At 56.0% G+C, this 14742-nt stretch carries 16 protein-coding genes; 7 read left to right on the plus strand and 9 right to left on the minus strand.

Annotation, left to right across the window (positions count from 1 at the left end; translation table 11 throughout):
- Window positions 1-48 precede the first annotated feature (48 nt).
- From D9N13_RS00685 to cynS, 4 genes are read left to right on the plus strand one after another with little or no spacing between them, the layout of a single operon-like run.
- Window positions 49-1428 carry a CmpA/NrtA family ABC transporter substrate-binding protein gene (locus tag D9N13_RS00685; protein WP_290584683.1) on the plus strand — a complete coding sequence of 460 codons (1380 nt, stop codon included), beginning with the start codon at window positions 49-51 and terminating at the stop codon, window positions 1426-1428.
- Window positions 1428-2258 (plus strand): nitrate ABC transporter permease, encoded by an 831-nt coding sequence (ntrB, locus tag D9N13_RS00690; RefSeq protein WP_290584685.1) that lies wholly within the window; start codon window positions 1428-1430, stop codon window positions 2256-2258. Before D9N13_RS00685 ends, ntrB begins: the two co-directional genes overlap by 1 nt.
- 10 nt (window positions 2259-2268) lie before the next feature.
- The gene (locus D9N13_RS00695) at window positions 2269-3177 is read left to right on the plus strand and encodes an ABC transporter ATP-binding protein (RefSeq protein ID WP_290584687.1); all 909 of its coding nucleotides are present in this window, start codon (window positions 2269-2271) and stop codon (window positions 3175-3177) included.
- A 20-nt stretch (window positions 3178-3197) separates the two neighbouring features.
- Window positions 3198-3632, plus strand: coding sequence for a cyanase (gene cynS / locus D9N13_RS00700; protein WP_290584689.1), 435 nt, complete (start codon window positions 3198-3200; stop codon window positions 3630-3632).
- A 60-nt stretch (window positions 3633-3692) separates the two neighbouring features.
- Here the strand turns inward: cynS and D9N13_RS00705 are convergent, their stop codons facing one another.
- From D9N13_RS00705 to D9N13_RS00735, 7 genes are all read right to left on the minus strand, one after another.
- Window positions 3693-5306: a metallophosphoesterase family protein gene (locus D9N13_RS00705; RefSeq protein WP_290584691.1), complete on the minus strand. Its 1614-nt coding sequence runs from the start codon at window positions 5304-5306 to the stop codon at window positions 3693-3695.
- Between the two features lie 17 nt (window positions 5307-5323).
- On the minus strand, window positions 5324-5731 hold the full coding sequence (locus D9N13_RS00710; protein ID WP_290584693.1) for a hypothetical protein: 408 nt from the start codon (window positions 5729-5731) through the stop codon (window positions 5324-5326).
- 72 nt (window positions 5732-5803) lie between these two features.
- Window positions 5804-6196, minus strand: a complete 393-nt coding sequence (locus D9N13_RS00715) for a roadblock/LC7 domain-containing protein (protein WP_290584695.1) — start codon at window positions 6194-6196, stop codon at window positions 5804-5806.
- Entirely contained in the window at window positions 6197-6724 is a 528-nt protein-coding gene (locus tag D9N13_RS00720; RefSeq protein WP_290584697.1) for a GTP-binding protein, read from the minus strand. It lies immediately after the preceding gene.
- A 2-nt stretch (window positions 6725-6726) separates the two neighbouring features.
- The gene (locus D9N13_RS00725) at window positions 6727-7392 is read right to left on the minus strand and encodes a hypothetical protein (protein ID WP_290584699.1); all 666 of its coding nucleotides are present in this window, start codon (window positions 7390-7392) and stop codon (window positions 6727-6729) included.
- 425 nt (window positions 7393-7817) lie between these two features.
- Window positions 7818-8231 carry a Dabb family protein gene (locus tag D9N13_RS00730; protein ID WP_290584701.1) on the minus strand — a complete coding sequence of 138 codons (414 nt, stop codon included), beginning with the start codon at window positions 8229-8231 and terminating at the stop codon, window positions 7818-7820.
- Between the two features lie 62 nt (window positions 8232-8293).
- A complete protein-coding gene (locus tag D9N13_RS00735) occupies window positions 8294-9979 on the minus strand; it encodes an ABC1 kinase family protein (RefSeq protein ID WP_290584702.1) in 1686 nt (561 codons plus the stop codon).
- Window positions 9980-10144: 165 nt separating this feature from the next.
- On the opposite strand from D9N13_RS00735, the gene D9N13_RS00740 reads away from it, so the two are divergent.
- Window positions 10145-10549 (plus strand): FHA domain-containing protein, encoded by a 405-nt coding sequence (locus D9N13_RS00740; protein WP_290584704.1) that lies wholly within the window; start codon window positions 10145-10147, stop codon window positions 10547-10549.
- A gap of 89 nt (window positions 10550-10638) precedes the next feature.
- On the plus strand, window positions 10639-11985 hold the full coding sequence (locus tag D9N13_RS00745; protein WP_290584706.1) for an SLC13 family permease: 1347 nt from the start codon (window positions 10639-10641) through the stop codon (window positions 11983-11985).
- Window positions 11986-12002: 17 nt separating this feature from the next.
- On the opposite strand, the gene D9N13_RS00750 is transcribed toward D9N13_RS00745, so the two are convergent.
- Together D9N13_RS00750 and D9N13_RS00755 are read right to left on the minus strand one after the other, a co-directional pair.
- Window positions 12003-12839, minus strand: coding sequence for a nitroreductase family protein (locus D9N13_RS00750; RefSeq protein WP_290584708.1), 837 nt, complete (start codon window positions 12837-12839; stop codon window positions 12003-12005).
- A gap of 57 nt (window positions 12840-12896) precedes the next feature.
- On the minus strand, window positions 12897-13541 hold the full coding sequence (locus D9N13_RS00755) for an alpha/beta fold hydrolase (RefSeq protein ID WP_290584710.1): 645 nt from the start codon (window positions 13539-13541) through the stop codon (window positions 12897-12899).
- 132 nt (window positions 13542-13673) lie between these two features.
- On the opposite strand from D9N13_RS00755, the gene D9N13_RS00760 reads away from it, so the two are divergent.
- A complete protein-coding gene (locus tag D9N13_RS00760; protein ID WP_290584712.1) occupies window positions 13674-14531 on the plus strand; it encodes an SDR family oxidoreductase in 858 nt (285 codons plus the stop codon).
- The last annotated feature ends 211 nt before the right edge of the window (window positions 14532-14742 follow it).

The following is a 14742-nucleotide window of genomic DNA, read 5'->3' on the forward strand; positions in this document are numbered from 1 at the left end:
AACGCAACCCTGCACCGCTACAACAACTACTCCGGGGGAGAGTCAGCGATGACCGTGAAAAGTCTTGGAAATCCATACGATCCAAAAACCAGCCTGACCCATGAAGCAGGGTGCAGCTGCCAGAAATGCAGCAACGCCATCACCGAGCCAGACAACAATTTGCCCACCACCTCAGAAGACATGATGGATCGGGCCATCGAGAATGCCGTGGTCCGGGCGGTGTTTAATCAAAGCGATGTCAGCCGGCGTCAATTTATGGGGCTGCTGGGCGGCGGTACCGCCGCGGCCATGCTGTCGACGTTTTTTCCCCTCAATGAAGCCAAGGCCGCCCTCAAGGAATCCATGGGCAAACTGGAGAAAACCAAACTCAATGTGGGCTTTGTGCCCATCACCTGCGCCACCCCCATCATCATGGCCCACCCGCTGGGGTTCTATTCCAAATACGGCCTGGATGTGGATGTGATCAAAACCGCAGGCTGGGCCGTGGCGCGGGACAAATCACTGGCCAACGAATACGATGCCTCCCACATGCTGACCCCCATGCCGCTGGCCATGACCCTGGGCGCCGGCTCTACCGCTGAGCCCTACATCATGCCCGCCGTTGAAAACATCAACGGCCAGGCCATCGTGCTGCATGTGGATCACAAGGACAAACGGGATCCCAAGCAATGGAAAGGTTTCAAGTTTGGTGTGCCCTTTGACTATTCCATGCATAACTTCCTGCTGCGTTATTATGTGGCAGAACACGGCCTGGACCCGGACAAGGACATTCAGATTCGCGTGGTACCACCACCGGAAATGGTGGCCAATCTGCGCGCCGGCAATCTGGATGGTTACCTCTCTCCGGATCCGTTTAACCAGCGCGCGGTGTGGGAGAAAGTCGGCTTTATTCACACCCTCACCAAAGATATCTGGGAAGGCCACCCCTGCTGCGCATTTGCCTGCAGCAAGGCGTTTGCCGAAACCAACCCCAACACCTACGGCGCATTGCTGAAAGCCATTGTGGACGCCACCCAATACTCGTCGAACCCGGACAACCGCAAGGAAATTTCAGAGGCCATTGCACCGAAGAATTACCTCAACCAACCGGTACCGGTGATTCAACAGGTACTCACCGGCCGCTACGCCGATGGCCTGGGTTCCATACAGGATGTACCGGATCGAATCGACTTCGACCCGTTCCCCTGGCACTCCATGGCGGTGTGGATTCTGACGCAGATGAAACGCTGGGGCTACATAGAGGGCGATGTGGATTACAAGACCGTGGCCGAGCAGGTGTATCTGGCCTCCGACTGCGAAAAGATCATGAAAGATCTGGGTTATTCCGCGCCGGACAAAACCTACGCCAACTACACCATCATGGGTAAGGAGTTTGATTACACCAAACCCGATGAGTACGTGAAGAGTTTTGCCATAGGGAGAGCCTGATGATTCAGTCCATGCCATTTCGTGCGGCTCTGTTGTCGATCGTCATCGCGGTACTGTTGTTCGGTATTTGGGAAGCCTCCAGTGACGTGCCGGAGAAATCCACGGAGATGACGGAGTACGAAATGCTGATGGGCGGTGCCGACCAGGAGGCCCGCGTGCCTCCACCCTCGGACGTGCTGGTGCATGCCTGGAATGAACTCAGTGATCCTTTTTATGACAAAGGCCCCAACGACAAGGGGATCGGCATTCAACTGGCCTATTCATTGTATCGGGTGCTGACCGGCTATGTGCTGGCAGCCCTGATTGCCATTCCGGTGGGTTTTGTGGTGGGCATGTCGCCATTGATGTACAACGCGCTGAATCCGTTTATCCAGATCCTGCGGCCCATTTCTCCGCTGGCCTGGATGCCGTTGGCCCTGTTCATCATTCAGGATTCCGAAACGTCCGCCATCTTTGTGATTTTCATCTGTTCGATCTGGCCCATGCTGATCAACACCGCGTTTGGCGTGGCCAATGTGCGGGAAGACTGGATCAACGTGGCCCGCACGCACGAACTGTCATCCCTGCGTACTGCCTTCCTGGTGATACTGCCGGCGGCGGCGCCCACCATTCTCACCGGCATGAGAATCTCCATCGGCATCGCCTGGCTGGTGATCGTGGCCGCTGAAATGCTGGTGGGCGGTACCGGCATCGGCTACTACGTCTGGAACGAATGGAACAACCTGGATCTGAACAGCGTGATCTTTTCCATTCTGATGATCGGCTGCGTGGGCATGTTGCTGGATCTGGCACTGTCCAGTGCGCAGAAGCTGGTTGAATACAACGAATAAGGGGAGCCATATGTCGAATGCATTTCTGGAAGTCAGCGGCTTAGCCAAAGTGTATCCAACCAAAGAGGGTAACGACTTTACCGTTTATGACAACGTTAATTTCAACCTCAACAAAGGTGAATTTGTTTGCATCATCGGCCACTCCGGCTGCGGCAAATCCACTATCTTAAACACCCTGGCGGGGCTGGATGATCCCACTGCCGGTGCCGTGGTGATGAATGGCAAGGAAGTCAAAGGGCCCAGCCTGGAACGTGGCGTGGTGTTTCAGAACTACAGCCTGCTGCCCTGGCTGTCCAGCCTCAGCAATGTTGAGTTTGGGGTGAAAGCCCGTTGGCCGGACTGGAGCAAAAACAAGGTGCGCGAGCACAGCACCCGCTTTCTCAGCATGGTGGGGTTGGAACATGCGCTGCAGCGCAAACCGTCCGAACTATCCGGCGGTATGCGCCAACGGGTCAGTATTGCCCGGGCCTTTGCCACCCAGCCGGAACTGCTGCTGTTGGATGAACCCTTCGGCGCGCTGGACGCGCTGACCCGTGGTGTGATCCAGGAGGAACTGGTGAAGATCTGGAGTGAAACCCAGCAGACCGTGTTTATGATCACCCACGATGTGGATGAGGCCATACTGCTGTCTGATCGTATTTTCGTTATGTCCAACGGCCCCAACGCCGCCATCGCCGAATCGGTTAAGGTGGATATTCCACGGCCACGGCAACGTAACACCATTTTTCAACAGCCCGGCTACTACCAGCTGCGCAATTACCTGGTGGATTTTCTGGTGAACCGATCGGCCGAAAAACCGGATAACTCATCCGGCAAGCCGAAAGAGGTCAATCCTCTATCCGCCATTACCTCGTCGTCGGCACCGGCTACCACAACCGACAACGATCGCAACGCTCACCCATATGCAGTCAATCAATAAGTAATATCAGGAGAACCGTCATGAGTGAAGTGGCAAAAACCATTATCGCTGCCAAAGAAAGTAAAGGGATGACCTGGGAAGAAATCGGCAAGGCCGTTGGCATGTCGCCGGTCTGGACCACATCCGCCTGCATGGGCATGAACAGCATGCCCAAGGAAAGCGCCGACGCGCTGTGTGAGGTGTTGGGGTTGGGGCCTGAAATCAGTACCGAGTTGCAGAAGTATCCCACCAAGATCTGGGATCAGGCTGTACCCACCGACCCGTTGATCTATCGGCTGTACGAAATTGTCGGCGTCTATGGCGAAACCTTGAAGGAAGTCATTCAGGAAAAATTCGGTGACGGCATCATGAGCGCCATCGATTTTTCCATGGAAGTGGACAAAGAGGAAAACCCGAAAGGCGATCGGGTGGTGATTACCATGAACGGTAAATTCCTACCTTACAAAGCCTGGTAAACCAATACCCGGAAGTAGATCAGCGGCGTTGCCTCAATGTACTTCCGGGCACCTTTTGCTTTATGCACCCTGAGTCAATCGCTCGTACAGTTGTGAGGGGAACTGCAAGTGTTGCATGGCTCGCACCGTGGCACCAATGTCGTATTCCACGCGCTTCAGTTCCAGTACCTGCTCGGCGCTGTTAAACAGCGCATATTCCGCCCGGCTTTCACCGCCCCGTGGTTGCCCTACCGATCCCGGGCACACCAGCGTACAGCGATTCTTTGCCATATTTTGCTGTGGCTGCAGGTTTTTGTCATCGTTGTTGTGGCGGCGCTGATAACACATTTGCAAATGGCTGTGGCCATGAAAGCCTATGGCCAGTTGCTCCGCCTCAAGCCAATCCAGGTTGTGTTGGTAGGTCATGTGATAAACGTAGGCAAAAAAGTATCGCTTATCCACAGGCGCACCATGCACCGCGATCCAGTTATCCTGACGATGCACCGGTGACAGCGCCCCCAACCAATCCATATAGGGCGCTGCAATCTGATTGCGGGTCCATTCGATGCTCCAGGTGGCAAGCTTGGAAAAGCCGCGACTGGTGTCGCCACACGCCGCCGCATAATCATGGTTACCCTGAATCACCAGGCAATCCTGCTGCCTGAGCAAATCGATACAGGCCTCGGGGTGCGGGCCGTATCCCACCACATCCCCCAGCACCAGAATCTGCTGTACCCCATGATCCGCAATGTCCGCCACAACCGCCTCCAGGGCGGCAATATTGGCGTGCACATCCGCGATCACGGCAAAGCGTTGATCACTGATACTGGTTAATGGTTCACGCGCCCGGGCCTGCGCCCTTGCGCTGCTGCACGCATCCAGCGTGGACTGCTGCCCACCCTCAGTATCGTGCTGCGCCTGCTGTTTGCGTTGCTTGTAACCACGGCGTGAATATTCCGACAGCACCGCCAGAATCTCGGCAATACCATCCCGCTCACGTTCTGCCACGGCCAGATTGTTACGCAGTTGGCCGTGCAGAATATGCAGTGAATGCACGTTGCCGGACAACTGCCACAGGATGTCGGCAATGACCACCCCCAGTTGACGGCAGCGTTGCACATCCAATGCCTCCAACTGGCGAATCCAGACACCCAACACCAACGCCAGACTGGTGAAATCATCCCAGGCATAAAAATCATCGTCGAGATAATACAGTTGCCCCTCGGCATCCAGTCCGAAATTGGAGAGCCCTTCATCCAGGCGCCGGTCATGACGCAACGCGGTATCCGTGTAGAGCTGAATCAGATCACCCAACACCGCCAGCGCCCGCGCCGGGTCCTGTTGCAGATACAGCGGTAATTCCCGGTGCAGGGGCAACAGGCGGGGGGCAATGTTGCCGATGATCAGCTGCCCATCCCAATCGCAATAGAACCAGGTCTTGGCGGGATGATGCACCTGCAGGCGCCGTTCTTCCTGCAACGCCGCCAGCGCACGGCGCTCCACATCCTTGGGCTGAAACACAAAGTCGGTGCGCAGTTTGATGACCGCCTGCTCTGCAACAAAAAGCTGGGTGGCCGGGCGGCCGGTGAAGGTGGCTAGATGTTGCAGCGCTTGCGGTTGATCCAATGTCGCCAGAATTGTCTGTTCATCAAACTGCGGAGCCTGTTGGTTGATGGCCCCTATGATGTGTACCATGGATCAACCGCACCCGATCAGGGACAGAGAGGGGCAATGTCCGGCAGCACGCCGCGCATGGCGGACCAACCCATACCCAGATTGGCTTTCCGGCCGGTGATCAACACCATCAGGCAATCCTCCTTACCCGGCACCACCGACATAAAATGATAGGTGCGCTCTGTACTCATCTGTACTTCCTTGATGGAGTGGGTCACTTCCGCACCACGCTGGCTGGACAACATCTTTTCCACCGTGGTGATGGTTTTACCCCGGAACATATCCACTGCGGCGGCGGCCACCGCATCCAGATAACTCTGAGTGAAATAGGGAACATTATGATGCGCCGCCAACAGCAAACCGGAAGACAAGTCCACCACGGCCGCCCCCAATGCGTCGCTTACATCACTGACCAAGTTTTGACACAGGCTATTTAAATCTGCCATTTCTTTCTCCTCATAAACAGCAAGACAGTTCTTTGGTACTACAGTTCTTTGGTACTACAGGTTTTGTGTTACTCAAGTAATCTCTTTATACAGTGCATCAGCCGCCGTGCGGGTTGCCGACAACAACATACCCATATTGATGGACTTGTCCGCCAGAGTGGTCAGCACCAGCTTGCGCCCCACTCGTTTCAACGCCAGGAATCCATCCTGGTTCTGAATGATGACAAAATCACATCCTTTCTGGTTGGCTTCCAATGCAATCTTTTCGCCCAATGCCAGACAGGAACTGGTCATGGCCGCCAGTTTGGAATCCTCAAAATGATCCTGCGCCTGATTGGCAATGGCATGGCCATCAATGCTGGACAACACCACCGCATAGATGGATTCATTGTTTGCAATCAGTTGTTTCAGGTTGCGATCCACCACACTGCGTTTAATGGAGTTTTCTTCCTTTTCTGCCAACATTTACGCGTACTCCAACATAGCCATCAATGAATCCATTAACACCACCATATCTTCACGGCTGCGGGGATCTGTCTCGAGCACGGGGCAAAACATATCCCGCCGCTCCAGAAACGAGTAATAATCATCAATGCTCACCCGGTCAGACCCGTTGCAACGGGTGACGCCAATCACCACACCGGTGTCTTCAATCAATTGTTTAAAGTTGTCCATGTAGATCATCAGATCGTCCAGCGGATCAGGGCGACTGTTGTCCACCAGAATTATCAAGCCCAGGGCGCCTTCCGCGATGATTTCCCACATGTGACGAAACCGCTCCTGCCCCGGCGTGCCATAGATGCGCACCCGTGCCCCGTCTTCCAACACCACTTCGCCAAAATCAAATGCCACCGTGGTGGTGCTTTTGATTATGGAAAGTTCATCGGTGGTATCGGCATCCGTCCCCACCGGCGGCACGTCGCTCAGGGCACAGATCGCGGTGGTTTTGCCTACACCGGCGGTACCGGTAATTACAAACTTCAGTTCTGACACGATTAATGACTCCCGAACTTGGAACGCAGCATGGCAAACAGGCCGGCGTTGGCAGGCTTGGCTTCCGCAACCGGCTCAGGTGCCCGGGTTACCGCCTGCTGGACAATAAAATTCTGTTGCTGACAGGCCGACACAAAATCCCATACCAGATCGGGAGCAACGCCGGAACGCTCTGCCGCCTGGTCAACGGTGAGAGGCTCTTTCAGCAACAGGGCACACAAGCGGCTTGAACCGGGATACCTATTCAGGATGTTGGCACAGGGCCAGCGCCGCAGCCGGTAACCGGTTACGGTTTCCTGCGGTGGCGCGTCACCGGCTGCAGCGGATGCAGTTGGCGCCGGGGATTGCGCGCTGTCGTCGGCATGTAAGCTGTTCAGGCATTTCAGAATGTCCGCCGCGCGCAGGGGTTTGTGCAGGCAGGGCTGATGGGTACTCATGGAAGAATACTGACCGAAGCGAATCACTTTGCGGCCGTTGCTCTCCATGGTTGCCGCCAGATCCAGGCCTTGGTTGGAATCCACATCCACCACGGTGACATCACAGCTTTCGTCTTCCACCACTTCCCATACCGCATTGGTTTTGAACGAAAGCAATGAAAGCAGGCTACAAAAAACGGTTTGGTCGGTGTCCCGAAATCCATACAAAGAAATTGTTCGATTGCTGTCCATATCTATTCAAACGCTTCCCGAAGATACTACTACGACGTGTCACTAAGCTGCGTGATCACGCCCCAGAGTTGGCTGAATATGGAATCAGTTAAGATGACAACGCGGCCACTTTCCAGCTAAAAACATTTGTTGAAAATACATTCCCGGGAGGATTGGGTGCCGATTGCTGAGGCAAAAAAGTAATCGTTGGCGAAGGTGTTGATTGCAACCCCAAATGTTTACAGAGACTTAACCTGCAGCGTACAAATTTAGACTTTGCATTTTTATATTCATAAGCCGGTACTTTGCAGCGATGTCATAACAAATGATTATCGGGCAGCAAGCGGTTAATTGATTTACAGCAATGGCGCTGAAGCTGGGGGGCGATCAACGCCTGATCAGTTTTGTGACGCAGATCTCTTTTTGATCAGAACTCCATCACGCTGTTATGGGTGTTCCTGCGCGGCGGCAGCCGTTTCAAAACGCCCACTGAAATCGATCACGTTGATGGCGGCAATGGCTTCTTGATTATTTTTCAGTAGCTGTTGATGTTGTGGATGGGCGCTGTAGGCATCCAACGCCTGCACATTTCGCAGTTGCACATAAATGCCCACATCATACTGTGATAAATGCACCGCCCGGTCAGCACGGGCCTTGGCACCGGCCGCCACCGCGATCACACCGGGAATGGTTCGCAACAGATTCAGTGAATCCTCAATGATGCGCTGCCGTTGCGCCTTCGTGCTGGATTCGGTAAAGCGCACCAGCACAATGTGATGCAGCGGCACGTTCCGGGCGTTATGGTTGGTGTGGTTATCCGCGGCTGCAACCTGCACGAAAGAATACAGAGCCGTAACCATAACCAGCCACCAACAGGCCCTATCAACCAATCCCATTCGTTTCATGCTGCTACTCCGCTTGTTTAACTGATATCCCGTTTTTTGCGCTGCCACCAGGTCAACACCTGCACCCGAAACACATTGGTCATCACCGCCAGCATCCCCAGCAAGCCGATCACATTCAACACGCTGATGTCATAGATGCGCGGCCCGTGGGGTGTGATCAACAACAACGTATACACCAACAGAAAGCCCACATCATAAATGGCCTGCGTCTGACGGTAACTGGCATCCTCCAGGCGATAGGACAAGCGATCAATGAGGTAGGCATCCAACTTGGAATTGCCGCCGCTGTTGTGCAGTTGCGGTAACGCCGAGGGCGGCTCGTACATCTTGTCCACCAGTTTGATGGCGCGACTGCCCATGGAACGCACCAGCCGCACCGGATGATAGCGTTTTTTTAACAGATCACGGATCAGCGGCTCGGCGGTTTCCATCAGATTGAAATCCGGCTTGATGAGCCTGCCAAAACCTTCCAGTGTAATAAAGGCCTTGGCCGCCAAAGTAATGTCCGAAGGCAACATCAGATCGTAATTGCGCATCAGCGCCATGCAATCCAACAGGATCTGCGGAATGTCGATTTCATTCAGCGGCAGGCCGTAATACTGCTCGATCAGATCACCACAATCACGGGCCAGGGCCTCCACATCCACCTGATTACTGTTGCTCCATTCCACCAGCACCGAGGCGGCGGTATCGGTTTCCTGAAAGATGATGGCACGCACCAGACGAATCAGCTGTTCACGCCGTTGCCGGCTGAGTTTGCCCACCATGCCGAAGTCCAGCATGGCAATGCCGTTGCCCGGCAGAGCATAAAAATTACCGGGGTGAGGATCGGCGTGAAACAGGCCATCCTCCAACATGCACTTCCAGGCCACCTGGGAACCGCGTTGGGCCAGCAGCTCGCGATCCAATCCCGCCCGGTCCAGGGCCTCCGGATCCTTGGCCGATATCCCCTGCAGATATTCCTGCACATTGAGGGATTCACTGGTCCACTGCCAATACACCTTGGGGATCTTCAGCCATTTGAACTTGCGCAGATTGCGGGCAATGCGTTCGGAATTCTTGGCCTCGATGGTGAAATCCAGTTCGCGACGCAGGGAGCGTTCAAACTCCCGCACCATCTCTTCCGGGTGATAACGGCGCAGCTCTACCGATTGAATATTAATCAGACGCGCCAGGCTGTGCATCAAGCGCAGATCCGCCTCGATGGTACGCCTGACCCCGGGCTTACGTACCTTCAGCACCACCCGCTCGCCTTTCTTGGTCATGGCCTCGTGCACCTGGGCAATGGAGGCACTGGCCAGCGGGGTTTCATTCACATAACGGAACACCTTGGCCGGAGGTGCCCCCAACGCCTGGGCGATCAGCGGCTCCACTTCCTCGTAGGGCATCACCGGGGCATCGTCCTGCAGTTTTTCCAGCTCGTGAATCATCATAGGGCTGAACAGATCCACCCGCGTGGCCAGAATCTGGCCCAGCTTGATGAAGGTTGGGCCCATCTCCTCAATGGCACAACGAAAACGCGCCGGGGGCTTCATGTTCAGCATTTCATTGGAGATGGGTGAGCGTATCAGGCGACTGGCCTGCTCCACCGTGTTGGACAGGCCCATGCGCCGCATCATATCGCCGAAGCCGTATTTGATCAGAATGGAAACAATCTCGTTGAGACGTTTAACGTCCTTAACCGGGTTGGATAACATGCCCATGAAGTCAGTATTCCCTCTAGGTAATCAGTGCAGATCATAACCAGAGCACCGTCATCCCACCACTATTGCCAGCGATAGTGTGATCTTTTGCCCTGTTTTTATAGTTTTATAGAACCCATCATACACCCAGCAGTCAGGATTCATCACCCGCTGAGGTTTTTGGCAATGGGAACAGCCGCTCACAACCGCTTGCTCAACACCGTTACCGCCTTCCCCCTGGCGCGGCATTTTCAGCGGGAAGCCACCGGCCCCTGCGATTTCGCCCGTTTTATCATTCTCTCCCCGCCTCTGCGCGGCCTGGAAATGGTACTGAAACCCCACCGGGATCAACGCAACTGGACCCTGGGCTCCTCCAGCGGTGTGGACTTCTACATCCGCGACCCCAGCCTGCTGGACCGGCATTTGAGCGTGGAACGGCTGGACGACGTCTGGATGATCAGCACCAATCCCGATTGCGAAGGCTGTATCGTGAATGGTGAACCGGTGGAAACCGCCGTGGTGGAAGACGGCGACCGCCTGCTGGTGGGCCGCTTTGAGCTGGTGTTTCTGGAGGGCAATCCAAAAGCCTGAAAATCTGGCGGCGCACCCTGTGTCTTGGCGCAGGAATCCGGTATGGTTGTATCGATACGACCGGACCCCCCAACCTTTCAGGGAGCCCCATGCCTGACAGCCTGAACTGGAAACACCTCGTCATCGGCGCCGACATCCTCCTGTTCTTTATTCTGCAGCACACCCTGCCCATGGAACCGCAGGTGGTGACCGGTTTCAGCATGCTGGTGTGCATCGGCCTGCTGTGGCTCACTGAAGCCATCCATGTGAGCGTCACCGCGCTGCTGGTGCCGATTCTGGCGGTGATCCTGGGTGTGTTCGACACCACCACCGCCCTCAGCCATTTTTCCAACCCCATTATCTTTTTATTCCTGGGCGGCTTTGCCCTGGCGGCGGCCCTGCACGTACAAGGCTTGGACGTGGCCATTGCCAACAAGGTGCTGGTGCTGGCCCGGGGCCGGCTTGCGCTGGCGGCCATGATGATGTTTGCGGTGTCTGCCGGACTGTCCATGTGGATCAGCAACACCGCCACCACCGCCATGATGCTGCCCCTGGTGCTGGGCATGCTGAGCCAGTTGGACGAAGCACAGCATCGCCGCACTTATGTGTTCGTACTGCTGGGGGTGGCTTACTGTGCCAGCATCGGTGGTATCGGTACCTTGGTGGGCAGCCCGCCCAACGCCATCGCTGCGGCCCAGGTGAAACTGAATTTTATTGGCTGGATGCAACTGGCCATGCCCATTGCATTACTGCTTCTGCCCTTGGCCATGCTGGTACTGTATACAGTGGTGAAACCGGATCTGAAGCACCGCTTTACCGCCAAGCCCCACCCCCTGCAATGGACCTGGCCCCGCATCGCCACCCTGGGTATTTTCCTGTTTACCGCCCTGTGCTGGATCTTCAGCGGCCCCTTGAACAAACTGTTGGGCGGCATCGCCAAACTGGACAGCATCATCGCCCTCAACGCCATCATTCTGCTGGCCCTGTTCGGCGTGGTGAAATGGCGCGACATCGAACGCACCGCGGATTGGGGCGTGCTGCTGCTGTTTGGTGGCGGCCTGTGCCTGAGCGCCGTCTTGAAAGCCACCGGCACCAGCGTGTTTCTGGCCCACAGCATCGGCGGGTTTCTGGACCAGGCCGGCATTCTGCTGGCCTTGCTCAGCATCGTGACGTTTGTGGTGATCCTCACCGAATTTGCCAGCAACACCGCCAGCGCCGCCCTGCTGATTCCGGTATTTGCCGCCATCGCCGACAGCCTGGGCGTGCCCCCGGTGATGCTCGCCGCCATCATTGCCATTGCCGCCTCCTGCGCCTTTATGCTGCCGGTGGCCACGCCCCCCAACGCCATCGTGTTTGGCTCCGGGCACATCCTGCAAAGCGACATGATGAAAGCAGGCCTGTGGATCAACCTGACCTGCATTGGAGTGATTACGTTGTATGCCTGGGTGTTTTGGTAATTGGTTCCACTGCCTCATCAAACGTATTTAACAAAATTCTCCCGCTCGAACTTCACCCGCGGAAAGTACACGCCGTCTGTGTCGCGCTCACCGGCACCCACGACCATCACCACTTCGGCATCCCCGGGCAGCCGCAACAGCTTTTTCACCCGTTGCTCATCCATGCCTTCCATGGGGCAGGAATCGAACCCATAGGCGCGAAACGCCAGCATCAGGTTCTCTGCCGCCAAGGCGGTGCTTTTGATGGCCCACACCCGCATATCGGACTTAGTGAAGGGCCCACGGGGCATGGGGCGGAACAGCCCCGCCAGATTGGTGAAGGCTTTCTTCACGTGGCCCACCGCATAAAACGGCCCCTGCCAATAGGTAAATGCCACACCCTTGCTGTAGAACTCTTTCCAGTGGCGGGGGATCTTCGGCTGCGGCCACTGCTCGATATTGAGCTTGGCGATCTTCTTCCAGTTGTTGGTGCGGGCCACCACCACAATCAGTTCCTGCGCCGTGGTGGCGGCATTCTGACTCATGCAGGCTTCCACCAGCTTGGCTTTCTTATCCGGCGATTGCACCACATGGAATTCCCATGGCTGCAGGTTGCAGGAACTGGGGGCAATCAACGCCAGATCGATGCAAGCATCCAACACTGCTTTGGGAATCGGCTTATCCGTGAATTTGCGCACCGAGCGCCGGCTTTCCACCACCTGGGAAAACGCCTCACCATGGTTTTGTTCCGGGGCCGGCTCGTAATAGCGCTTTTTCGCGTTGTAATCGTAGCCGTCGATGGTTTTGGAGCGGCGTAACGTGTCTTTCAGATCGTCTATAAAGCTGGTTTGGTCTTCAGTTTCCAGTGTTGCCATTATTGTTATCCCTCTGCAAAATCGTACGAAGTTTGCACACTATATCAAGTTATAAATTCAGGGGGTATACATTGGTTCCAACTCCGCCCGCAACCGGTCCAGCAATACCCCTCTCACCGAGGGATGAACCCTTGATTCCGGATAGCAGGTCACCAGGCGCACGTGGGATAGTTGCTCACTCTTTGGGAAACAATGATTCTCGATCTGTTGACCGGCTTGCACGGGCCGGGCGAGATTCCACTGACGGATCTTATCCTCCCCCAGCAGATCACCCTCCGAGAAAAAGTTGAGGCAACGATCAACGTTGCCCGGCACCCGCCGCAGGTCAAAGCCCCAGCGCCCGGGAAAGGCACGGCCCAGGCCGCCCGCGGCAATGGTAACGAGCAACGCCACCTGGGTGTTGCGCCGCCGGAGTTCGCGGGCCACCTTCATCGCCTGGAATCCGCCCTGACTGTAACCCACAATCACCACCTTGCGGCCGTTGGCCGCCGCCTCACACAAATCATCCGCTATGGCGGTGTGGGCGTGAAAGTAGCCATACATTGTGGTATCCCGGTGGCCGGACTCCCGCAACCAGCGAAGCAAATGCCTTTGCATGAGCACCCGCCCCATGAAACCGTGGATGGCCGCCACTCTGGGGCCAGTGAAGCCCGGGCTGATCTGCGCCCGATCAGGAAACTGGAAAACGGGATTTCGAGCCATGTGACACTGCCTGTTTCATGTACGGTGATAAGTGGTTCAGGAGGATAACAAAGGGAAATGATAATATCGTGGCCTATACATCAACACACTATTTGTGTCATAACGGGCTTTCACTGAACAGGGGACATCAACATGGGTTCAATGCAAGGCAAAGTGGCCATCGTCACCGGGGCCAATACCGGTATCGGCCGGGAGACCGCACTGGAACTGGCGCGCCAGGGGACGCAGGTGTTTTTGGCCTGCCGATCACAAGCCAAAACCCAGCCGGTGGTGGATGAAATCAACCGCCAGATTCACGATCAGGATCAGGGCAAAGCTGAGTTCCTGCCGCTGGACCTGGGCTCGTTCGATTCCGTGCGCCGGTGTGCTGAGCTGTTCCTGCAGAAAGGCCTGCCCCTGCATGTGCTGGTGAACAACGCAGGCCTGGCGGGCAACAAGGGCCTTACCGACTCCGGCTTTGAAATGACCTTTGGCGTGTGCCATATGGGGCATTTTCTGCTGACCAACCTGCTGCTGGATACTCTGAAGCAGTCCGCACCGGCGCGCATTGTGGTGGTGTCCAGCAAGATGCACAAAGGCCCCAAGCGCTTTAACTTTGATGCCGTGAAATCCCCCACCAAAAGCTGGAACGGCGTGCCCGAATACGGCCAGGCCAAGCTGGCCAATGTGCTGTTTGTGAAGGCCCTGGCCAAACGGCTGGAAGGCACCGGCGTGAACGTGTATGCACTGCACCCCGGCGTGGTGGCATCGGACGTGTGGCGCGCGCTGCCCTGGCCCCTGGATAAGTTGATCAAGCCGTTTATGCTGAGCACCGCAGAAGGTGCCAAAACCTCACTGTATTGCGCCATGTCGAATGCGGCGGCTGGGCAGAGCGGATTGTATTACGGCGAGTGTAAGGTGGCGGAGCCTTCGGCGCTGGCGCTGGATGAGGGGTTGGCGGAGGAGCTGTGGAGTAAGAGTGAGGGATGGGTGGAAGCGGCTTCCCGGTGAGGGAACTAGGTGCCCCAGTGATCAATTGGGGCTTCCCGGCGTGGAATTTGGCTTCCCGGTGATCAATCAGGCCTCCCCGGTGCTTGGATCTGATCTCCCGGTGATCAATTGGGGTTTCCCGGTGAAGAATTTGATTCCCTGTTGATCAATGACGGCTTCCTGCCGCAATTTCAGTCGCCTCTGTGGCTCGTTGCTACTCAGAATGCTCGAT

It is taken from the genome of Ketobacter sp. GenoA1 (assembly GCF_003671475.1).
In the GTDB taxonomy this organism is placed as follows: Bacteria; Pseudomonadota; Gammaproteobacteria; order Pseudomonadales; family Ketobacteraceae; genus Ketobacter.

Bases quoted from the DNA above. Each gene is read 5' to 3' on its own strand.
- D9N13_RS00685 (WP_290584683.1), top strand. From the start codon at position 49: ATGACCGTGAAAAGTCTTGGAAATCCATACGATCCAAAAACCAGCCTG.
- ntrB (WP_290584685.1), top strand. From the start codon at position 1,428: ATGATTCAGTCCATGCCATTTCGTGCGGCTCTGTTGTCGATCGTCATC.
- D9N13_RS00695 (WP_290584687.1), top strand. From the start codon at position 2,269: ATGTCGAATGCATTTCTGGAAGTCAGCGGCTTAGCCAAAGTGTATCCA.
- cynS (WP_290584689.1), top strand. From the start codon at position 3,198: ATGAGTGAAGTGGCAAAAACCATTATCGCTGCCAAAGAAAGTAAAGGG.
- D9N13_RS00705 (WP_290584691.1), bottom strand. From the start codon at position 5,306: ATGGTACACATCATAGGGGCCATCAACCAACAGGCTCCGCAGTTTGAT.
- D9N13_RS00710 (WP_290584693.1), bottom strand. From the start codon at position 5,731: ATGGCAGATTTAAATAGCCTGTGTCAAAACTTGGTCAGTGATGTAAGC.
- D9N13_RS00715 (WP_290584695.1), bottom strand. From the start codon at position 6,196: ATGTTGGCAGAAAAGGAAGAAAACTCCATTAAACGCAGTGTGGTGGAT.
- D9N13_RS00725 (WP_290584699.1), bottom strand. From the start codon at position 7,392: ATGGACAGCAATCGAACAATTTCTTTGTATGGATTTCGGGACACCGAC.
- D9N13_RS00730 (WP_290584701.1), bottom strand. From the start codon at position 8,231: ATGGTTACGGCTCTGTATTCTTTCGTGCAGGTTGCAGCCGCGGATAAC.
- D9N13_RS00735 (WP_290584702.1), bottom strand. From the start codon at position 9,979: ATGGGCATGTTATCCAACCCGGTTAAGGACGTTAAACGTCTCAACGAG.
- D9N13_RS00740 (WP_290584704.1), top strand. From the start codon at position 10,145: ATGGGAACAGCCGCTCACAACCGCTTGCTCAACACCGTTACCGCCTTC.
- D9N13_RS00745 (WP_290584706.1), top strand. From the start codon at position 10,639: ATGCCTGACAGCCTGAACTGGAAACACCTCGTCATCGGCGCCGACATC.
- D9N13_RS00750 (WP_290584708.1), bottom strand. From the start codon at position 12,839: ATGGCAACACTGGAAACTGAAGACCAAACCAGCTTTATAGACGATCTG.
- D9N13_RS00755 (WP_290584710.1), bottom strand. From the start codon at position 13,541: ATGGCTCGAAATCCCGTTTTCCAGTTTCCTGATCGGGCGCAGATCAGC.
- D9N13_RS00760 (WP_290584712.1), top strand. From the start codon at position 13,674: ATGGGTTCAATGCAAGGCAAAGTGGCCATCGTCACCGGGGCCAATACC.